Origin of the sequence: Empedobacter sp. GD03861, assembly GCF_029840885.1 — a bacterium.
In the GTDB taxonomy this organism is placed as follows: Bacteria; Bacteroidota; Bacteroidia; order Flavobacteriales; family Weeksellaceae; genus Empedobacter; species Empedobacter falsenii_B.
This window is the reverse complement of sequence record NZ_JAOCDJ010000012.1, coordinates 52,953-73,356: the sequence shown is the minus strand read 5'-3', so window position 1 is coordinate 73,356 and position 20,404 is coordinate 52,953. Positions and strand designations below refer to the sequence as shown.

General features: G+C 29.8%; 20 protein-coding genes. 18 read left to right on the top strand and 2 right to left on the bottom strand.

What is annotated here, in order from left to right:
* Positions 1–726: 726 nt before the first annotated feature.
* The gene (locus tag N5D03_RS08330) at positions 727–1,224 is read left to right on the top strand and encodes a helix-turn-helix domain-containing protein (RefSeq protein ID WP_114998937.1); all 498 of its coding nucleotides are present in this window, start codon (positions 727–729) and stop codon (positions 1,222–1,224) included.
* Between the two features lie 357 nt (positions 1,225–1,581).
* Here N5D03_RS08330 and sucC read toward each other — a convergent pair whose 3' ends face one another.
* Positions 1,582–2,775, bottom strand: coding sequence for an ADP-forming succinate--CoA ligase subunit beta (gene sucC / locus N5D03_RS08325; RefSeq protein WP_114998939.1), 1,194 nt, complete (start codon positions 2,773–2,775; stop codon positions 1,582–1,584).
* Between the two features lie 286 nt (positions 2,776–3,061).
* Here sucC and N5D03_RS08320 point away from each other — a divergent pair, with 286 nt between their 5' ends.
* The 3 genes from N5D03_RS08320 (at position 3,062) to N5D03_RS08310 (ending at position 5,309) form a co-directional block, all read left to right on the top strand.
* Positions 3,062–3,736: an ABC transporter ATP-binding protein gene (locus N5D03_RS08320; protein ID WP_114998944.1), complete on the top strand. Its 675-nt coding sequence runs from the start codon at positions 3,062–3,064 to the stop codon at positions 3,734–3,736.
* 102 nt (positions 3,737–3,838) lie between these two features.
* Positions 3,839–4,597, top strand: coding sequence for a TIGR02757 family protein (locus N5D03_RS08315; RefSeq protein WP_219035328.1), 759 nt, complete (start codon positions 3,839–3,841; stop codon positions 4,595–4,597).
* Between the two features lie 61 nt (positions 4,598–4,658).
* Positions 4,659–5,309, top strand: coding sequence for a phospholipase (locus N5D03_RS08310; protein WP_280051362.1), 651 nt, complete (start codon positions 4,659–4,661; stop codon positions 5,307–5,309).
* A 43-nt stretch (positions 5,310–5,352) separates the two neighbouring features.
* On the opposite strand, the gene N5D03_RS08305 is transcribed toward N5D03_RS08310, so the two are convergent.
* Positions 5,353–5,868 (bottom strand): hypothetical protein, encoded by a 516-nt coding sequence (locus N5D03_RS08305; protein ID WP_219035330.1) that lies wholly within the window; start codon positions 5,866–5,868, stop codon positions 5,353–5,355.
* A gap of 104 nt (positions 5,869–5,972) precedes the next feature.
* Between N5D03_RS08305 and N5D03_RS08300 the strand changes: the two genes are divergently transcribed.
* Genes N5D03_RS08300 through N5D03_RS08235 form a run of 14 tightly spaced genes read left to right on the top strand, consistent with a single transcriptional unit; the run spans position 5,973 to position 20,401 of the window.
* Positions 5,973–7,157 (top strand): glycosyltransferase, encoded by a 1,185-nt coding sequence (locus tag N5D03_RS08300; RefSeq protein WP_280051361.1) that lies wholly within the window; start codon positions 5,973–5,975, stop codon positions 7,155–7,157.
* Positions 7,144–8,055, top strand: coding sequence for a glycosyltransferase family 2 protein (locus N5D03_RS08295; RefSeq protein WP_280051360.1), 912 nt, complete (start codon positions 7,144–7,146; stop codon positions 8,053–8,055). The genes N5D03_RS08300 and N5D03_RS08295 overlap by 14 nt, the downstream gene beginning before the upstream one ends.
* A 3-nt stretch (positions 8,056–8,058) precedes the next feature.
* Positions 8,059–9,501 carry an MBOAT family O-acyltransferase gene (locus N5D03_RS08290; protein WP_280049202.1) on the top strand — a complete coding sequence of 481 codons (1,443 nt, stop codon included), beginning with the start codon at positions 8,059–8,061 and terminating at the stop codon, positions 9,499–9,501.
* Between the two features lie 3 nt (positions 9,502–9,504).
* Positions 9,505–10,437: a hypothetical protein gene (locus tag N5D03_RS08285; protein WP_280049201.1), complete on the top strand. Its 933-nt coding sequence runs from the start codon at positions 9,505–9,507 to the stop codon at positions 10,435–10,437.
* Positions 10,438–10,444: 7 nt separating this feature from the next.
* Positions 10,445–11,593: a glycosyltransferase gene (locus tag N5D03_RS08280; RefSeq protein ID WP_280049200.1), complete on the top strand. Its 1,149-nt coding sequence runs from the start codon at positions 10,445–10,447 to the stop codon at positions 11,591–11,593.
* Positions 11,594–11,606: 13 nt separating this feature from the next.
* Positions 11,607–12,482, top strand: a complete 876-nt coding sequence (locus N5D03_RS08275) for a UbiA prenyltransferase family protein (protein ID WP_280051359.1) — start codon at positions 11,607–11,609, stop codon at positions 12,480–12,482.
* Positions 12,472–13,794, top strand: coding sequence for an FAD-binding oxidoreductase (locus N5D03_RS08270; protein ID WP_280037761.1), 1,323 nt, complete (start codon positions 12,472–12,474; stop codon positions 13,792–13,794). The genes N5D03_RS08275 and N5D03_RS08270 overlap by 11 nt, the downstream gene beginning before the upstream one ends.
* Positions 13,791–14,516, top strand: coding sequence for an SDR family NAD(P)-dependent oxidoreductase (locus N5D03_RS08265; RefSeq protein ID WP_280037759.1), 726 nt, complete (start codon positions 13,791–13,793; stop codon positions 14,514–14,516). The genes N5D03_RS08270 and N5D03_RS08265 overlap by 4 nt, the downstream gene beginning before the upstream one ends.
* Positions 14,516–15,109, top strand: a complete 594-nt coding sequence (locus tag N5D03_RS08260; RefSeq protein ID WP_114998964.1) for an HAD-IB family phosphatase — start codon at positions 14,516–14,518, stop codon at positions 15,107–15,109. The genes N5D03_RS08265 and N5D03_RS08260 overlap by 1 nt, the downstream gene beginning before the upstream one ends.
* A gap of 29 nt (positions 15,110–15,138) precedes the next feature.
* Complete coding sequence (locus N5D03_RS08255) at positions 15,139–16,647, top strand: hypothetical protein (protein ID WP_280051358.1); 1,509 nt, start codon at positions 15,139–15,141, stop codon at positions 16,645–16,647.
* Positions 16,647–17,789, top strand: a complete 1,143-nt coding sequence (locus N5D03_RS08250) for a glycosyltransferase (protein ID WP_280051357.1) — start codon at positions 16,647–16,649, stop codon at positions 17,787–17,789. The genes N5D03_RS08255 and N5D03_RS08250 overlap by 1 nt, the downstream gene beginning before the upstream one ends.
* 3 nt (positions 17,790–17,792) lie before the next feature.
* The gene (locus N5D03_RS08245; protein WP_280051355.1) at positions 17,793–18,341 is read left to right on the top strand and encodes a serine acetyltransferase; all 549 of its coding nucleotides are present in this window, start codon (positions 17,793–17,795) and stop codon (positions 18,339–18,341) included.
* A 6-nt stretch (positions 18,342–18,347) separates the two neighbouring features.
* Positions 18,348–19,412, top strand: coding sequence for a glycosyltransferase (locus N5D03_RS08240; protein WP_280051353.1), 1,065 nt, complete (start codon positions 18,348–18,350; stop codon positions 19,410–19,412).
* Positions 19,412–20,401: a glycosyltransferase gene (locus N5D03_RS08235; protein WP_280051351.1), complete on the top strand. Its 990-nt coding sequence runs from the start codon at positions 19,412–19,414 to the stop codon at positions 20,399–20,401. Before N5D03_RS08240 ends, N5D03_RS08235 begins: the two co-directional genes overlap by 1 nt.
* The last annotated feature ends 3 nt before the right edge of the window (positions 20,402–20,404 follow it).

Sequence of the window (20,404 nt, the reverse complement as noted above, 5' to 3'; positions counted from 1 at the left end):
TCCCATCCTTAGTCTCAACCTCAAATACATAATACAATGTACTTTTTACATCGTACAACTCTAAAATCTAAATACTAACATCTCAATACTAATAATAAGGTAGGCCCCAATAAATTTGGAAAATGTCAATAAAGGCTTTACTTTTAATGTGCGAAAAAAAGAGTATAACCTGGCTGTCAAAGTCTCCTTACCGAGGCTCTGATAGAGAGCGTGTAAAGAAAGGAGCCCCTTTGCTTTACAATCTGTGTTTTAAAAATGTTATAAAAACGGAGGTTTGTCCTTTAAAAAGAAGTAATAAGCCGACCGACTTTGTCCGGTGGCTTTTTACGGATGAATGGAAATTGTTTCGTTCTCATTTTGTGTTGGGTTTTATGGAACGATGTCTCTCCTATATGAAGAAATACTTGCAAAAAAAGCAAGGAGCAGTCTCACACTTTAGACCATGGGCGACCAAACCCTTCTTTATAATCTAACGATAATAAAGCTACTACCTAAAGTTAACGTGAGAACCACTCTCATGCCATATACGAAAGTACAAAACTTTTAAGACATGGAGCGATTCCACGATACTCTCGATAGTAAAATTGGTCGTTTTAGGTCGAGATTACATCGTTTTAATTTGTCTTTATAGACTAATTATCAATTCGCTACAACAAATATAATATTTATTTCTTTAAATGCAAATTTATTTTACAAATAAAACTATAAAACATTAATCAGTAACTTATGGAAGTTAATAAGACGTCTCTTTACAGAATTAATCTTGGAAATAAATTAAGAAGTTTGAGAATAGAAAAACTATATACAATAGATGATATAGTTTATATGACTGAAATATCACGTAGTACTATAATAAAAATAGAAAAAGGTGAAGCAAAAATTATTGATTATTACGTAGAATATGCAAAAGTCGTTCAGTACCCATTGGAAACATTATTAGACTTTAAAATACCTCTTAAACCTCTAAATGAATTACCTAAATATAGATTGGAATCTTTAAAATTAACATCAAAAATTAGGGAGCATATAGTAAATACAAATTTTCTGAATGAAGGTAAAATAGTTGCTGAAATAAAAAAGGAGCTGGTCCGATTAAAATTAGTACCAAAAGATATTACCTCTGTTGCTATCGCTGGTGTTATGAGAAATTTAAAAAATGATGAGTTGGTAAGTTCAGAAGAAACAACTGGTAGAAAGGCTATTTATATAAAGCCTAAGAAATAATTTTAATATCATAATGAGTTTGAAGCTAGTATATTCAATTTTGTTATTAGTATGTTAGCTTTATTTTTAGGTTTGTCTAACTCCAGAGTTTTTTATTTAAAAAAAATCATTTTTAGAATTTGGTTCAGAATGATTGATTCTTTTCGTAATATAGATTTCTCTTTTGAACCAAAATGATGTATCACTATCTTGTGTTAGTTTAACTTCTGTAAATAGTGCGTTTTGACTAAACAAACTTATAGATCTTGTTAAAATGATTTATAATAAATATTCCATAAAGAGGTATATATAAAAATACAAAAAAAACCTCTCAAAGGATCTTTTGAGAGGTTTGATATATTGTAAATAAGTTAAATCTTAACCTACTAATTCTTCTACTTTATCAGCAGCGTCTTTTAATGTGATAGCAGAGTGAACAGCGAAACCTGATTCATCAATCATTTTCTTAGCGATTTCTGCATTTGTTCCTTGTAAACGAACAATAATCGGCACATTAATTTCGTCACCCATATTGTTGTAAGCATCTAAGATACCTTGAGCAACACGGTCACAACGTACAATACCACCAAAAATATTGATTAAGATAGCTTTTACGTTTTTATCTTTTAAGATAATACGGAAACCTTTTTCTACACGCTCAGCATCAGCAGTACCACCAACGTCTAAGAAGTTTGCAGGGTTACCACCAGATAATTTGATGATATCCATAGTTGCCATTGCTAAACCAGCTCCGTTAACCATACATCCTACATTACCGTCTAATTTTACGAAGTTTAATCCAGCTTCACCAGCTTCAACTTCTGTTGGATCTTCTTCTCTTGTATCACGTAAAGCAGCAATATCTGCATGACGGAATAATGAGTTATCATCGATAGATACTTTAGCATCTACAGCGATAATTTGATCGTCAGATGTTTTAAGAACTGGGTTAATTTCGAACATAGAAGCGTCAATCGCAACGTATGCATTATATAAAGCAGTGATAAATTTAACACCATCTTTGAAAGCATTTCCTGATAAACCTAAGTTGAAAGCAACTTTACGCGCTTGGAAACCTTGGATTCCTACAGCTGGATCAATTTCTTCTGTAAAGATTTTGTCTGGCGTGTGCTCAGCAACTTCTTCGATATCCATTCCACCTTCAGTAGAATACATAATCATGTTTTTACCAGTAGCACGATCTAACAATACAGAAACATAGTACTCTTCAGTTTCAGATTCACCTGGATAATAAACATCCTCAGCGATTAAAACTTGATGAACTTTTTTACCTTCAGCCGAAGTCTGAGGCGTAACTAATTGCATTCCGATGATTTCGTTTGCTTTCTCTTTAACTTCGTCCAAGTTTTTAGCAAGCTTTACTCCACCACCTTTTCCACGACCACCTGCGTGTACTTGCGCTTTTACAACATGCCAACCTGTACCAGTTTGTTCAGTTAACTTTTTAGCAGCTTCTACAGCTTCTTCTGGTGTAGTAGCAACGATACCACGTTGTACTTTCACACCATATTTACTAAGAATTTCTTTTCCTTGATATTCGTGAAGATTCATTTTTTTTGATTTTTCAATTACAAAAATAAAAATATTGTTGATGTATTCTAAATTTTGCCATATTAATTTTATCAGCTTATGCTAAAAAAGTGGTTAATATTGTTTATTTAGAGGTTACAAGATACGAATATTAATGATTTAAAAAGTCAAAACAATTGTTATATAATTTTTAAATCGTAACAAGTACACTAAAAACTAGTTTAATTTGGATGTCTTTATTTTGAATTCAAAAAAAAACTTATCACTTATAATTTAAGACTTAGTACTTAATTTATATCTTTACCTCATGATAAAAGCAGAAAATATTGTTAAGAAATTTGGTGAATTAGAAGTGCTAAAAAATGTTTCTTTATCGATTGCAGAAAAAGAAATCGTTTCTATTGTTGGTGCTTCTGGAGCAGGAAAAACAACTTTGCTTCAAATTTTAGGAACATTAGAAAAAAGTTCTGAGCCAAAGAAATATAATACTTCTATTCAGATTGCGGGACAAGATATCACGAAATTAAACGATCGCGATTTATCTAAATTCCGTAATGAAAACATTGGATTCATTTTTCAGTTTCATCAATTGTTGCCAGAATTTAATGCAATAGAAAATATTTGTATTCCAGCTTTTATCAAAAAAACAAAAAAAGCTGATGCTGAAAAACGTGCAAAAGAGTTGATGTCCTATTTAGGACTTTCGCAACGATTAACACATAAACCGAATCAACTTTCTGGAGGAGAACAGCAACGTGTAGCAGTAGCTCGTGCGTTGATTAATCAACCTAAAGTCGTTTTTGCTGATGAACCTTCTGGTAATTTAGATTCTAAAAATGCTGAAGAATTGCACGAATTATTTTTCAATCTTCGAAACGAATTTGGACAAACTTTTGTCATTGTGACACATAACGAAGAATTAGCAAATATGACCGATCGAAAATTGGTAATGGCTGATGGTTTGTTTGTTGATAGTATGTAAAATCTTTTCGATTAAAATGATTTAATAAAGTTAATACATAATCGTTTAGGATTGAAATTCTAATCCTCTATAACATATAATACTTCTTAGTATATTTGCTAAATGACAGAAATAAAGGATTTTTTAGACGAAAAAGTTCTTCAATATAATACATTAGACTTTATCGATTCTGATCCAGTACAAATTCCGCACAGATTTTCTGCGAAAGAAGATATCGAAATTGCTGGTTTTTTAGCAGCAACAATTGCGTGGGGAAATCGTAAAATGATTATCAATAATGCGAATAAAATGATGCAGTTGATGGGGAATTCACCTTACGATTTTGTAATGAATTTCTCTGAAAATCATTTAGACAATTTGGATGGATTTGTTCATAGAACATTCAATAGTGAAGATTTGAAATTTTTCATGCAATCGCTTCGTAACATTTATCAAAATCATGGCGGATTGGAACAAGTTTTTGCAAAACATCAAACTTCAGATTCAATGCAAGCATCAATTTCGAATTTCAAACAAACTTTTTTCGAAATAGAGCATCCAACTCGAACAACCAAACATATTTCAGATCCGTTGAATAATTCGGCTGCAAAGCGAATCAATATGTATTTGCGTTGGATGATTCGTGATGACAAACAAGGTGTAGATTTAGGAATTTGGAAATCTATTCCAACTTCTATTCTTTCGTGTCCTTTGGATGTGCATTCGGGAAATGTCGCACGAAAATTAAATATTCTGACTCGAAAACAAAATGATGCAAAAGCATTGAAAGAACTCGATACAAAATTACGAGAAATGGATGCAAATGATCCTGTGAAATACGATTTTGCTTTATTTGGTTTGGGTGTTTTTGAAGGGTTTTAACTGAACTGAAAATAATTTTATTTAGAAAAAATAGAATTAAATTCGCTAAAAATAAGTTTGTATGAAAGAATTGAATGGAATAAAATATATCGAACGTTTACCTGTTGTTTCGACGGAGAAAACGCCACTTTTTGTGCTGATCCATGGCTATGGAAGCAACGAAGAAGATTTGTTTTCGTTTGCACAAGATTTACCGCAGAACGCGCATATTATAAGTGTACGTGCGTTGCATGATATTGTGTATGGCGGATATGCGTGGTATGATATCAATTTTGTGAACAATGAAAAATGGATGGATGAAACGCAAGCGATAGAATCTCGTAATAAATTGGTGGAATTTATTGATGCAATTGTTCAACAAGAAAATTTAGATGCAGCAAATGTAACATTGATGGGCTTTAGCCAAGGTGCAATATTGAGTTATGCGATTTCGCTAAATAATCCTGAAAAGATTAAAAACGTGGCGATTTTAAGTGGTTATCCAGAAGCTAAAATTATTGGAGATTTTGATCAGTCGAAAGATTTTTCGAATTTAAATTTCTTTGTTTCGCATGGAACAGAAGATGTTGTACTGCCAATTGAATTAGGACGAATGGGTGACGAGTTTTTAAAATCCTTGAATATTAATTTTGAATACCACGAATACAGAAGTGGACACGGAATTGTTCCTCAAAATTATTATGATTTGATGGATTGGATCAAAAGATTTTAACATAGAGCTGAATTTAATTCAGCTTTTTATCATTATAAGAGATCTAAATAAATTTAACTTCTATGGCGTCGCCATGATATTCCTTGAATGAGGCGTCATAGAATTCGATATTCGTATAACGATATAATAATTCGGTAATTTCTTTTTTCAGAATTCCTTTTCCATAACCGTGAATTAAAATCAATCGAATTTGACTTTCGAACATGGCTCGTTCCACCTCATTTCGAGCAACATCTAATTGCGTTTGTATAATTTGCGCATTATCCAAATCACGCCAATTATCAACCAGATTTTCGATATGCAAATCAATTTCTCGCGTTAAATACGGATGACGATGAGATTTGCGAAAAGTCTTAAACTTTGGTTTCGAAAATTCTTTGATTTCCTCATCGCGATATTCTTCATAGTCAATCTCAATATCTTTGATGATTTCATCTTGATGATACTCATATTCAAAACCAAACTCATCATTAAAGTAAACAAAATCACCTTTCAACTTGGTAATTGTTCCCGAAATATTATCATCTATCACTTTAACTTTTGTTCCAATTTTGAACATTTTCTACTTTTTCTGCAAAATTAAGAATTATTTTATGAGTTTTTAGATTGTTGTATTATTCAATTCAAACTCAATGTTGTATTTTTGTTTATTAAACTAACCAAATGTCAAATCAACCTAGAAAAATAAAAGTACTTTTTAGGCTTCGTTCATTAGAAATGGGTGGGGTTCCAAGAGTAGTTTTAGATTTGTTGCGAAACTTACCAAAAGATAAATTCGACTTTACTTTGATGCTTAACTTGTATCAAGGCGAATTGATTAAAGAAATTCCTACTGATGTAAAATTAATTGTTGTAGAAAAAGGAAAAGAACAGATGAGTTCTAATGGTTTTATACAGAAATTACAATTAGTTTGGCGACGATTGAAGTTAGAAGTTTATGATAAATTTCCGTCAATTTTATACAAATTAAAAGTTCCAGAAAAATATGATATCGAAGTTTCCCCTGGTTATGCGGAATTTGATATGGTGTTAAATTCTCCTGATAAAAAATCAAGAAAAATAGGCTGGTTTCATACTGATGTTGGCTATGATAAAGATCAACAGCGAGTTTTGAGTAGAATTGAAAAGATGAAACGTTTTGATTTTATGATTTTTGGTTCGAAACAAACACGTCAAGTAATCGAGGATTTGTATCAAGTTACCTATCCAAAATCGACTGTTATTTATAATGTGATAAAAGTAGATGAGGTTTTGAAAAAAGCCGAGCTTTTTGAACATTCTTATGAAACAGATTTACCTGTTTTTTCGTCTATGGGACGACTGCATCATCGCAAAGGATATCATACATTGATGAAGGTGCATAAACGATTATTAGACGATGGTTATAATCATAAAATAGCGGTAATTGGTGGAGGAAACGAAATGGAAAATTTGATCAATCAACGTAAAGAACTAAATGTTAAAGATTCTTTTTTATTGTTAGATTCTCAAACCAATCCTTATCCTTATATCAAGGCATCTGATTATTTTATTTTGCCAACACAATCCGAGTCATATCCATTGGTTATAGGTGAAGTGATGTGTATGCGAAAGCCAATTATTTCGACAAATGTAGGTGGAATCGCAGAGATGATTTATGATGGAGTAGATGGAATTTTAATTCAATATAATGAAGATGAAATGTACGAATCGATGAAATCTTTTATGACGAATCATGATTTGGTTCAAAAAATTATTGATGGAACTGAAAATGCGTACAATAAATTTGACGAAAAAGAGATTTATCGTCAAGTTTCTGAAGTTTTCGAACAGCAATATCAAATCAAATTAGAGAATGAACGAGGTTAAAATTACCATTGTCACACCTTCTTATAATCGTGCGCATACGTTGACGCGTGTGTATGATTCGTTAAAAAATCAGACATTCAAAGATTTTAAATGGATTATTATGGATGATGGTTCTACTGATAATACTAGAGAAATTGTTGAAAATTTTCAATCAGAAGGTTTAATTAATATTGAATATTTCTGGAACGAAAATCAACATAAATTCATTACTGTTTTTGAAGGAATTAAAAAAGTGAAGTCTAAATATTTTATGATTGTAGATTCGGATGATTCTTATCCTGAGAACGCTTTACAAACATTATTTGATGAGGTAGAGAAAATCAAAAACCAAGAAGAATATATTTCTGTAATGGGATTGTCGCAATATACAGATGGAAAAATCGTTGGTAATCAATATCCAAATAATGGATTTGATGGTTCAATTTTCGATATGCGTTACAAGTATAAAGTGCGTGGAGATAAGTTTGGGATTTTTATAACAAAGACTTATCAACAATTGTTGAAAAACTTTAATTATTCACCTTACAAAAGCAAAGGTTACATTCCACAATCGGTATTTTTTAATACATATGATGCGAATGGAGTAAAAACACGATTTGTTAATAAAGTTGTTCGTAACTATCATTTGGATGAAGCGGATGAAATTTCTGTTTCCAATACACGTTGGACAGGAAAAAACACATTTGGCTTGATGGAAGGTTATCGTTCTTTTCTTAATTCTTACGGGACTAAACTTTTCAAATATCCAAAAGCTTTAATCCGTAATTTGGTTGGTTATCAAATTTATTCGATAATTAATCATCGAAATTTATTAGAAATAAACAAAGGATTGAAACAGTTTAAATTGTTATCAGTATTGCTTTATCCGTTGTCGTATATTTATTATAAATTGAAGTAAAATATGTTATTTAATTCTATTTCTTTTGCGATTTTTTTACCTATCGTATTTGCACTTTACTGGTTGTTAAGAAAGAATTTGAAATTTCAAAATATCTTACTTTTAGTTGCGAGTTACTATTTTTACGGATGTTGGGATTGGCGTTTCATGTTTTTATTAGCTTTTTCAACATTTTTAGATTACTATTCCGGAATTAAAATAGAAGAAGCGACTTCTCAAAGTCTAAAAAAAATATGGTTAACAATAAGTATAGGGATTAATCTTGGTTTTTTAGGATTTTTCAAATACTATAATTTTTTTGTAGATTCTTTTGCAGAAATGTTGGGAGGATTAGGTTTAGAAGTTCATCCTTGGACATTACAAATTATCTTACCAGTAGGTATTTCGTTTTATACTTTTCATGGTTTATCCTATATCATAGATATTTATTATGGAAGACTAAAAGCTGAAAGAAATATTGTTGATTACTCAGTTTTCGTAAGTTTTTTCCCGTTATTAGTTGCAGGACCTATAGAAAGAGCAACACATCTTTTACCACAGATCAAAAAGAAAAGAGTGTTTGATTATTCGCAAGCAGTTGATGGTATGCGTCAAATTCTCTGGGGATTATTTAAGAAAATGGTAATTGCGGATAATTGTGCTATTTACGCTAACGAGATATTCTCTAATCCAGAATCTCAATCTGGATCTAATTTAGTTTTAGGAGCAATTTTCTTTACATTTCAGATTTATGGAGATTTTTCTGGATATTCGGATATTGCGCTTGGTGTGGCTCGTTTGTTTGGTATTAATTTATTAAAAAACTTCAACTATCCTTATTTTTCTCGTGATATAGCAGAATTCTGGCGACGTTGGCACATTTCGTTATCAACGTGGTTTCGCGATTATTTGTACATTCCGTTAGGAGGAAGTAAAGGAGGAAATTGGATGCGTGTGCGTAATACATTTATTATATTTATAGTAAGTGGTTTTTGGCACGGAGCCAATTGGACGTTTATATTTTGGGGATTTTTGAATGCTTTATTTATAATGCCTTCAATTCTTTTGAAAACGAATCGAAATAATTTAGAAATTGTTGCTCAAGATCGAGTTTTACCAAGTTTCAGAGAATTATTTAATATGATTTTGACGTTTAGTTTAACCGTTTTAGCTTGGATATTTTTTCGTGCGAATTCGGTTACTCATGCGTTTGAATATATTGGAGGAATTTTTAATCAATCGCTATTTTCATTCCCAACTTTAAGAAAAAGTGCTTTAGCTACATTAATTTTAGTTGCATTTTTATTGGTGATTGAATGGATTGGTAGAAGAAATAATTATGGAATTGAGAAGTTTTTAACTTCTAAACCAAGATGGGTAAGATGGTGTTTTTATGCTTTTGTTGTGATGTTAATTGGTTTGTTTTTACAAACAGAAGAAAGTCCATTTATTTATTTTCAATTTTAAAAGATGAAGAAATTTTTAATTAACATAGGTCTATTTTCATTATTTGCAATTGTATTTTATATTGTTGTTATGCCTCTTTGGAGCTCTGTTTTACCATTTTATATGTCAAAAAATGTGAGAAGTTGCATGGGGTGTTACGGACATACTTTTACACGAATGCAAGATGCACAAAAGATTAAAAATGTAGATGTTTTAATCGTTGGTTCTTCACATGCGTATCGAGGAATTGATCCTAGGGTTTTGCAAAAAGAAGGTATTTCTGCTTTCAATCTTGGTTCTAGTTCGCAAACGCCAATCAACACAAAAGTTTTGTTGCATCAATATTTAGAACAAATTAATCCCAAAATCGTTGTTTACGAAGCTTATGCAGGTACAATGAATATTGATGGAGTTGAGTCTTCTTTGGATATTCTAAGCAATAATAAAATAGATATTAATTCTATTAAAATGGCTAATGAAGTGCATAATTTATTAGCGTATAATACTTTAATTTTTTCTGGGTTTCGTCAAACTTTTGGTTTAAATAAAAGATTTAAAGAAGCTATTCAGCAAGGGGATGATACTTACATTTCTTCAACAGGATATGTCGAATCAAAATTTAAAAATAATATTTTTAATAAAGAAAATTATACAAGTTGGGATTTAAGAGACAGTCAAAAAGAAGAATTGATTAATAATATAGAATTTATTAAAAGTAAAGGGATTGATGTTTATATTATTCAGGCACCTATTACAAAAACGCTTTATAACTCAATTAATAATAATAAAGATGTAGATGTTTTTTTAAGTAATTTAGGTAATTATAAAAACTATCAAAATTTAGTTGAATTAAGAGATTCGACTGATTTTTATGATAACAACCATTTGAATCAGATTGGTGTCGAGAAATTCAATGCAATTTTAAGCAAAGATTTAAAAATTCTTTTAAAGAAATAGTAAATTTATGATCAACCAACAAAAAAAAATACTTTTTGTTTATTACAAGCTTTTCAAAGCTGGAGGAGTAGCGCGCGTATTAGTTTCTTTAGCAAATGAATTAGTTGCAAAAGGAAATGAAGTTTCGATTGTGATTATGATTAATGATACAGCTAGTTTTTTTGAGCTTGATAAGCGTGTAAAAATCATCGTGATTGATACTTTTTCGCATTGGGGATTTCAAAAAATAAATGTTAATCTGAATAAATATTTTCCAAAATTACCTTACAAAAATAACATCAAAAATTATGTGTACGATTTTGGGCAATGGGAAATGTTACATAAATGGATGAACAAGAATGGGCAAAATTATGATGTAATTATTTCTTCTTGGTACAAATTGTCTGCACAATTAGCTCTTAATAAAAAAGTTAGAAATAAAACGATTGCTTGGGAACATGCTAATTTTGAAGTTGGTGGAAAATTATGGAAAGATACTTTACGAAAACATTATAAGAAGTTGAAAGGTGTTGTTTGTATTAATTCAAACTCTTTAGAACATTATAAAAGTATTCATAAAAATGCTCATTTGATTCCCAATTTAATAGGAGAACCTTTTGAGTCTTTTGATCAAAATTTGATTTCTCAAAAAGAAAATACCTTAATTTATGTTGGTCGATTAGATGCAGACAAAAATGTTGGTGAATTGATTGATATTGTAAATGAAATAGATCTTAAAGATTTTAAGTTCAAAATTATTGGAGATGGTCCAACAAAAACTCAATTGGAGGATAAAGTGAAATCTATAGAGGTTCTAAAAGGTAAAGTTCAGTTTTTAGGAAGTCAATCTATTTCAGAAATTTATCAGGAACTTTCTAAAAGTAAAATATTTTTATTTACAAGTAAGACAGAATGTCTACCAACAGTTTTGATAGAAGCGAATTTAACAGCTAATGCGTTAATTTCTTATGATTGTAATTATGGTCCTTCGGATATTGTGAATGAAAAGAATGGTTTTTTAATTCCAATGAATGATAAACAATTGTTTAAAGAGAGATTGCAATTTTTGATTAATAATCCTATGATATTGAATAATCTACGTATATCAAGTTATGAAGAGTCAAAGGAATGGGGAAAAGAAAAAATATTAGATAAATGGATAACTATTTTAAAATAGATATAATAATTAAATGCTAAACTATTTAAAACTTATACGAGTTAACCAATGGGTAAAAAATTTATTTGTTTTTTTACCTGTATTTTTTTCAGGAAATCTGTTTGAGATCAATTTGTTTATTGAGTCTTTTTATGGATTTTTGATATTTTCTTTCGTTGCAAGTAGTATTTATATTATCAATGATTATGTAGATATAGATAAGGATAAAAGACATCCCGAAAAGAAAAATAGACCACTTGCAAGTGGTAAAATATCAAAAAATAATGCACTGATATTATTTTTTGTTTTAGTTATTGTAACAATTAGTCTGATTTATTTTTTGGGAAATAAACAAGTCGCGTTTCTTGTTGCAATTTACTTTTTTATGAATTTAGCTTACTCGTTTAAGTTGAAGCAAATAGCTATTTTAGATGTTATGATCATTGCTTTTGGCTTTTTGCTAAGAGTTTTTGTAGGAGGCTATATGACAGGGATCTTGGTTACAGATTGGACTATTTTATTGGTTTTTGATCTTGCGCTTATTCTTGCTTTAGGAAAACGAAGAGGCGAATTAATTAATGCCGATTTACAAGGTGTTACTCGTAAATCTTTAGATGGCTATAATCTCAATTTTCTTAACTCTGCATTGGCAATCACTTGTACCGTCGCTGTAATTTGTTATATGATGTTCATCCTTTCGCCTGATACTCAAACCAAATTTCATCATTATATTATTTATACCTTTGTCTTTGTTTTTGCTGCGGTTTTGCGCTATTTGCAACAGACATTTGTTTATTCAAGAACAGAATCTCCAACTAAATTAATTTTTAAAGATCATTTTTTACAAATTCTAATTATGTTATGGGGAATCAGTTATGTATTATTGATTTATTTTAATCATGGAAAATAAAAAACTATCTCCAGTAGCCAATTGGGGACTTTATCCATCTATAAAAGCCAATGTTGTATCGCCAACCACAATTTTAGAATTTCAGGAAGCAATTCTTTCAAATGAAGAGGTAATTGCTCGAGGAAATGGACGTTGTTACGGAGATGCTTCATTACAAAATACTATTATTTCAACTTCTAAATGGAATAAGTTTGTCGATTTTGATCGTGAGAATGGAATAATTGAAGTAGAATCTGGTGTTTTATTATCAGATATTTTAGAAGTTTCTATTCCAGCTGGATATTTTATTTCGGTAACGCCAGGTACAAAATTTATTACAGTTGGAGGCGCAATTGCATCAGATGTTCATGGAAAAAATCATCACATTGATGGTTGTTTTTCGGATCATTTAATTCATTTTGATTTGATGATTGATAATGGTGACATTTTGAGATGTTCAAGAAATGAAAATACAGATTTATTTTGGTCAACAGTGGGTGGAATGGGATTAACAGGAGTTGTTATCTCAGCTAAATTTGTGTTGAAAAAAATTGAGTCAGCATATATCAAAAATGAAGCTATTCAAGCAAAGAATTTAGATGAAATTTTCGAGTTATTTGAATCTTCAGAATCTTGGACGTATAATGTTGCGTGGTTAGATTGTTTACAAAAAGGAACTTCTTTGGGAAAATCGATTATGTTGCGTGGCGAACATGCAACTTTAGATGAATTACCTCAAAAATTTAAAAAGAAACCTTTAAAAATTAAGAAAAAATTAAATTTAAATATTCCATTTTTCTTTCCAAATTTCGCGTTGAATCCTTTATCAATCAAAATTTTTAATTGGTTATATTTTAATAAACAAGGTAAAAAGCATTTGAAAAATTATGTGGATTACGAAACATTTTTCTATCCATTAGATGCAGTGCATAATTGGAATCGTATTTATGGAAAAAATGGTTTTATTCAATATCAATTTGTGATTCCAAAAGAAACAGGTAAAGAAGGAATGCGTAGAGTTTTAGAAACGATTGCTGAGAGTGGAAATGGTTCTTTTCTGGTTGTTTTAAAATTATTTGGAGATAATAATTCACAAGCTTATAATTCGTTTCCAATGAAAGGATACACATTGGCTTTAGACTTTAAAGTGAATAATAAATTAGAAAAATTAATTGCAAGTTTAGATAAAATTGTGATGGATTATGGAGGACATATTTACCGGACAAAAGACGCGATGTCTAATCCTGCTTTGACAGATTATTTACAACATATCGATTCTCCAAAATTCGAGTCGATGCAAAACGAACGTATCAATAGATTTAAACAAAAATGATAGTAATAGGATCAAATTCTGATGTAGCAATAGCTTTTGTAGAAAAGGTTTTGAAAGAAGGTAAACGTTTTCCGATGGTTTATTTATTTACATCAAACATCGAAAAAACAAAGAAATTAGCACTACATTTTTATGCAAAATATGAGCAAAAATGCGAGATTGTTCATTTCGATTTAACAAAAGAAAATGATTATTCTTTAATTGCTCATATCGATTCTGAATTATTATTTTGTGCTGCGGGATATTTAGGAAAAAATTCGGAAGAAGGTTTATACGATGATTGGAATACGAAACAAATAGTAGAAGTTAATTACTCAAAATTAATTGTCTTAATTAATCATTTTGCGCAGAAATTCGAAGCAAAAGGTTCGGGAACTATCATTGGATTGTCGTCTGTAGCTGGAGAACGTGGTCGTCAAAGCAATTTTATTTATGGATCAGCAAAAGCTGGATTTACAGCTTATTTAGCTGGTTTGAGAAATTATTTATTTCATAAAAAAGTTCATGTAATGACGGTTATTCCAGGATTTATGGATACACAAATGACAGCTGATATCGAAACACCAAAACCATTAACAGCTCAACCAGACCAAGCGGCTAATATTATTTATAAAGCTTATGTCAAAAAGAAAAATGTTGTTTATGTAACGTTTTTGTGGTGGGGAATTATGATGATAATTCGAAATGTTCCTGAATTTATTTTCAAAAAGATGAAAATGTAATGAATCGTAATTTATACCTTTTTGATTTTGATGGTACTTTAACTTGTAAAGATACCTTATTCGATTTTTTAAAATTCTCTTTTCCTAAAGTTTACTTCTTTAATTATCTGATATTTATTCCATTATTTGTCGTTTCAAAATTAAAGATAATTGATGCTAGTTTTGTAAAAGAAATGTTTATTTCGAAATTTTTGAAAGGAAAATCTTATGTTGAAATTAATCAATTAGCTCAAAATTATTTCGAAAAAAATCATCAAGAATTAATTTATTTAAAAGCTGATGAATATATTAAATCATTAAGTAATTATAATGACAAATTTATCGTTTCAGCTTCTGTCGATTTTTGGATTCAACCTTTTGCTGATTATTATGAAATGGGACTAATTTGTACCAAAGCAAAATATGATGAACAAGGTTTTTTTACAGGGAAATTTGCTTCACCAAATTGTAATTATCAAGAAAAAAAGAATAGAATCGAGAAAGAGATTGATTTGTCTTTATATGACCAAATCATAGCTTTTGGTGATACAAAAGGTGATGAAGCAATGTTTTCGATTGCTACAAAATCTAATTTTAGATATTTTAATAAATAAAACTATATTTGCACGACCAAACTATAACTATGAAAGATTCTTTGAATAAAAGTAAAATTTTTATTGCTTCAATATTGATTTTCCTTCTTAAATCTATCTTTTTCTTTACTCGCCATATACAAGAAGATGCTTTAATTTCGTGGCGTGTTGCTCGAAATATCATCGAATATGGTGTCTACGGATATAATGGTGCTGAAAAAATTTCGGCCTCTACAACTCATCTTTATGTTTTTGTAGGAGTTATTTTTCAGTCTTTTTTTGGAGAAGGAAACTTCATTTATCCACTCCTTATTTTCAATACAATCTTATTGACAATTGGTATTTATTGGCTTGGAAAACTATTTTTTAATTCTACAAATAAGATTATTTTATTCATTTTATTTGTTAGTTTTTTACCACCTGCTATAAAAATGTCAATTTTAGGAATGGAATTCGGAATGCTTTTCTTTTTCTATATGGCATTAATCAAATATGGTTTTGTAGAAAGAAAAAATTGGGCATTTATATTGATGCCGATCCTAATTCTTTGGACTAGAATTGACACCTGTATTTTCTTAGGATTGTTATTTATTTATGATGTAATTCAACAACGTAAATGGAATAACGCATTGATGATTGGTGGTGTTTTAGCTGTTTTATCTACAGTAGCTTTTAATTGGTTTTATTTTGGAGAAATTGTAAATAATACAATTACTTCAAAAAAGAATAACTACTCAAATCCAACTATTTTAGAAAGATGGAATGAAATCAAATTCTTTGGACCAAATTATTTCGGGATTGTAAAATTTCCAACATCTATCTTTAACTTTTCAACGATTTTATTATTTATAATTTCGTTGGTTTGTTTGGTTGTATTAAACAAAAAATGGAATGTTGATAAACGAAAAGTAGTTTCGTTTTTATTCTTGTTTGGAGTTGTAAAAACCATCATTTTTGGTGCGGCTAACTCATGGTTCGATTGGTATTATTGGATTCCTCAAATCTGTTTGTTTTTGCCTATTATATTAATCGTTTTAGATTCGGAAAAGTACAAATCATTATCAATTGCTTATTTTATCGTCTTTTTTATTCCATTTACAGCTTATCAAGCTGTTCATTCTATTGCAACAGGACATGGAGAATGGAATCATGCACGTAAAATAGGTTTGTATTTAGATTCAATTGAGCCTAATAAAGACAATTATATATTCCTAGAACCAGCAGGTTATATTCCTTATTTTTCTAAGTTAAAAGTAATTGATTACGTTGGGTTGGTTGATAAAAGATTAACCGAAGAAAATATCGTGAAAAATGGAAAAGAAGTAGGTTTTTCTAATCTTATCAATAAAGCAAAACCGAAATATATTTTAGAAGATTTCAAGCCAATGTTCAAAGGAGAATTGGCCGATAAATCCATTTATAATGATTACGAATTGATCAAAGAATTTAAGGTTGCAGATGTAGCAAAATCTGACAATCCTATTTTAGACAAAATATACAAATTCAAGCCTTCTGGTAGAGATTTCTATTTATATAAACGAAAATCGACTGCGAAATAATGTCAGCTAAAAAGAAAATATTAATACGTATTGGCTCACTTCGTCATGGAGGTGCTGAAAAAGTATTGGTCACTTTTCTCAAAAATCTTCCAGCAGAAAAATACGAAATAGATTTATTGTTAAACCTTTATTCAGGTAAATATCTCAAAGATGTTCCGTCTTGGATTAATATCTATTATTTGAATAAAGGTGAAATGATTACGACAAATCGTCCGCAGGATATTCCGAAAAAAGCTTTTCGAGTGATTTATCAAAAGATTTTGTCATCATTTCCAAAGTTGCTTTACAAATTTATTTTACCGAATAAAAAATACGATATAGAGTTTGCGGCAATTCATGGAATGGCAGATGAAATCTTGAATTCTCCGATTAAATCTTCTAAAAAAATAGTTTGGATTCACAATGATTTGTCGAATATTCCTGAATATACAACAAAACGATTGAAAAACTTTTTCGAGTTTGATCAAATTCTAGTGATTTCAGAAAAGATTAATCAATTATTTTTAGGTTTAGCAAATTCAGATGAACAAAAACAAAAAGTGGTTCGTATTTATAATCCTATTGATGTCAATGAAATTATAAAGTCAGCTTTAGAACCTTGTGAGATTCAGAAAAAAAATGATCAACCGACATTTGTTTCAATCGGAACAGTTTTTCCACAAAAAGGATTTGATCGTCTATTGAGAGCGCATCGCAGATTGTTAGACGAAGGCTTTCAACATCAAGTTTGGATTGTTGGTGATGGTTATGATTTTCCGAATATCAAAAAATTGGTTGAAGAATTAAAAGTTGAAGAAACAGCACATTTGATTGGTTTCAAAGAAAATCCATATCCTTATTTTGTTCAAGCCGATTATTATATTTTGTCCTCTCGTTACGAAGGTTATCCAACTGTTTTATTTGAAGCGATGGTTTTAGCAAAACCAATTATTACAACAGATGTTTCGGGAGTTAGAGAAATGTTAAATGATGGCGAATTAGGATATATTATCGATAATGAAGAAGAAGCAATTTATGATGGAATGAAATATTTTATTCAAAATCCTGAAATTGCTCAAAAATATCAACAAATCATTGAAGGTAAAACACTACCTTTTGAGTTAGGTAATGCAGTAAATTCAATTGAAAAATATTTAAACTAAATTATGAAGACAATTATTCAGAAAGATTTTTATCGAAACTTTGGATATTGGACAAATTCTCCTTTATTGAAAGGCTTTATAAGTCCAGGTTTTCGTTTTATTTATTGTTTAAGAAAAGCTCAACAATATTCTACAAAACATCCTTTAGGATTGATTTATCGTTTATTGCTGCGTCGTTATTCGATTAAATATGGCTATCAAATTTCTGCAAAAACAGAAATTGGAGCAGGTTTAAATTTAGGTCATTGGGGAACTGTTGTTGTTAATCCGAAATGTAAAATAGGAAAAAATTGCAATATAGCGCATGGCGTAACGTTAGGACAGACAAATAGAGGAAAATTGAAAGGTTTTCCAATTTTGAAAGATGATGTTTGGGTCGGTACAAATGCCGTAATTGTTGGTGGAATTACAATCGGAAATAACGTGTTGATTGCGCCAAACAGTTATGTAACGCAAGACGTACCAGATAATTCGATTGTGACAGGAAATCCAATGCAAATTATTTCGAACGAAAAAGCAACGGAAGGTTATATTAATAATAGAATTGATTAAAATTTTTTGAAAACAATACTTTTCATATTGCCAGACCTTAATCAAGGAGGTGCGGAGCGAGTAATTACAACGCTTTGTAATGAATTGGATCGAACAAAATTCTGTCCAAAATTGGTGTTGTTCAAAAAAGAAGGTTATTATTTGAATCATTTGAAAGATGATGTTGAAATTATTGAATTAAAGGTTTCTCGTATTCGTTATTCGATTTTCAAAATTATTCCGTTGATTAAAAAGTTAAAACCAGAAATTGTTTTTACAGGTTGGGGAGAAATTTCCGCTTTTTTATCACCAATCATTTCATTTTTTCCGAAAACGAAGTTTATTACAAGAGAAACAAATGTAGTTTCTGAACATGTAAAACGTAAAGAAATTTTATTCTTTTATCGATTTTATAAAAATTTTCATCAAATTATTGCGCAAAGTGACGATATGAAAAATGATTTGGTTGATAATTTTAGAATTTCGGAAAATAAAATTATAAAAATTAATAATCCAGTTGATTTTGATTTGATTAATCGATTAAAAATAGAAAATGTTCCTATCGGTTTTGACACGAGCTATAAAAATATTGTGGCAATAGGAAATCTTTCACCACGAAAAGGTTTTGATCTTTTATTGAATGTGATGAATGAATTGAAAGGAGAAAATATACATTTAACGATTCTTGGTGATGGAGCTTTTAAAGATGAACTAGCTCAACAAAAAGGAGAGTTAGGTTTAAATAATGTAACGTTTAAAGGAAAAGTTTCAAATCCATTTGTTTACCTAAAAAATGCAGATTTGTTTGTACTTTCTTCTCGTTACGAAGGTTTTCCGAATGTTTTGCTGGAAGCTGGAGCTTGTGGAACTTATAGTTTGGCAAATAATTGTCCAGGAGGAATCAATGAAATTGTGCAAGAAGGTATTAATGCTGAAGTTTTTCCAATTTCAGATTCAAAAGGTTTTGCAGAAAAAATGAAAGAAATTTTGAATCAATCTCACGATAAAGAAAAAATAGTAAAAAGTATTTATTCACGCTTTAGCAAAGAGATTATTATTTCTAAATACGAATCAATTTTTGATAAAATATAATGTCAGTTCAACCTAAAATATCCGTCATTGTGCCAGTTTATAACACTGAAAAGTATCTTTCGAAATGTTTAGATTCGATATTGAATCAAACGTTAAAAGATATTGAAGTGATTATTGTAAATGATGGATCTAAGGATGATTCGCAACAAATAATTGATGAATTTGTTTCTAAAGATTCGCGCGTAATTTCTATTCACAAAGAAAATGGAGGACTAAGTGATGCGAGAAATGTTGGAATTGAAAAATCTAAAGGAGAGTTTATCGCTTTTATTGATTCTGATGATTATATAGATTCAGCAATGTTTGAAAAGATGTTTGATTTGGCAAAAAAACATCAATCTGAAATTGTTTTATGTGATTTGGTAAAAGTTGATGAAAAAGGAACTGAATTTCGTGATTTACCACAATCGCCTCAATTGCCAGAAAAAATAGTTTTATCAGATGATTTTACAATTTTTGGAGAAATGAGTTGCTTTGCTTGTAATAAAATCTTTAAAAAATCGTTGTTTGAAAATCATCGATTTAGAAGAGGAATTCATTTTGAGGATATAGAATTGATTCCGAAATTAGTTTTAGATTCGAGTGTTATTTCTAAAATTAATGAACCTTTTTATAAGTATTTTGAACGACAAAACTCTATAAGCAAAACACATACAGAAAAAGGTTTGGATATGTTTGTAGCTGTAAATGAGGTGGCAAATTATTTTTATCAGAGTAATTACAATACATTTGTAACTGAGTTAAAGCGTTTTCAAATCATACAAGGTTATTATTCGTATTTAGCTTATTTGGCTTATGTGAAAGATAATAATTTGAAGCGTAAAATGTTAAATGTTTTGAATGACTTTTTAAAGGCGAATAACTTAACAAAAAAAGAACTTAAAAACTATATACGTTTCGATAGAAATTATTTAAATTCATTACCATTGAAAAAAAGAATTTTTTACCATTTAGCCATGATTTATCCTCAACTATTACTTAAATTTTAATCG

Excerpts from the sequence above, each read along its gene's own strand:
- N5D03_RS08245 (WP_280051355.1), top strand. The coding sequence starts at position 17,793 with ATGAAGACAATTATTCAGAAAGATTTTTATCGAAACTTTGGATATTGG.
- N5D03_RS08255 (WP_280051358.1), top strand. The coding sequence starts at position 15,139 with ATGAAAGATTCTTTGAATAAAAGTAAAATTTTTATTGCTTCAATATTG.
- N5D03_RS08250 (WP_280051357.1), top strand. The coding sequence starts at position 16,647 with ATGTCAGCTAAAAAGAAAATATTAATACGTATTGGCTCACTTCGTCAT.
- N5D03_RS08235 (WP_280051351.1), top strand. The coding sequence starts at position 19,412 with ATGTCAGTTCAACCTAAAATATCCGTCATTGTGCCAGTTTATAACACT.
- N5D03_RS08300 (WP_280051361.1), top strand. The coding sequence starts at position 5,973 with ATGTCAAATCAACCTAGAAAAATAAAAGTACTTTTTAGGCTTCGTTCA.
- N5D03_RS08265 (WP_280037759.1), top strand. The coding sequence starts at position 13,791 with ATGATAGTAATAGGATCAAATTCTGATGTAGCAATAGCTTTTGTAGAA.
- N5D03_RS08285 (WP_280049201.1), top strand. The coding sequence starts at position 9,505 with ATGAAGAAATTTTTAATTAACATAGGTCTATTTTCATTATTTGCAATT.
- N5D03_RS08270 (WP_280037761.1), top strand. The coding sequence starts at position 12,472 with ATGGAAAATAAAAAACTATCTCCAGTAGCCAATTGGGGACTTTATCCA.
- N5D03_RS08315 (WP_219035328.1), top strand. The coding sequence starts at position 3,839 with ATGACAGAAATAAAGGATTTTTTAGACGAAAAAGTTCTTCAATATAAT.
- N5D03_RS08280 (WP_280049200.1), top strand. The coding sequence starts at position 10,445 with ATGATCAACCAACAAAAAAAAATACTTTTTGTTTATTACAAGCTTTTC.
- N5D03_RS08260 (WP_114998964.1), top strand. The coding sequence starts at position 14,516 with ATGAATCGTAATTTATACCTTTTTGATTTTGATGGTACTTTAACTTGT.
- N5D03_RS08310 (WP_280051362.1), top strand. The coding sequence starts at position 4,659 with ATGAAAGAATTGAATGGAATAAAATATATCGAACGTTTACCTGTTGTT.
- N5D03_RS08320 (WP_114998944.1), top strand. The coding sequence starts at position 3,062 with ATGATAAAAGCAGAAAATATTGTTAAGAAATTTGGTGAATTAGAAGTG.
- sucC (WP_114998939.1), bottom strand. The coding sequence starts at position 2,775 with ATGAATCTTCACGAATATCAAGGAAAAGAAATTCTTAGTAAATATGGT.
- N5D03_RS08305 (WP_219035330.1), bottom strand. The coding sequence starts at position 5,868 with ATGTTCAAAATTGGAACAAAAGTTAAAGTGATAGATGATAATATTTCG.
- N5D03_RS08330 (WP_114998937.1), top strand. The coding sequence starts at position 727 with ATGGAAGTTAATAAGACGTCTCTTTACAGAATTAATCTTGGAAATAAA.
- N5D03_RS08290 (WP_280049202.1), top strand. The coding sequence starts at position 8,059 with ATGTTATTTAATTCTATTTCTTTTGCGATTTTTTTACCTATCGTATTT.
- N5D03_RS08275 (WP_280051359.1), top strand. The coding sequence starts at position 11,607 with ATGCTAAACTATTTAAAACTTATACGAGTTAACCAATGGGTAAAAAAT.
- N5D03_RS08295 (WP_280051360.1), top strand. The coding sequence starts at position 7,144 with ATGAACGAGGTTAAAATTACCATTGTCACACCTTCTTATAATCGTGCG.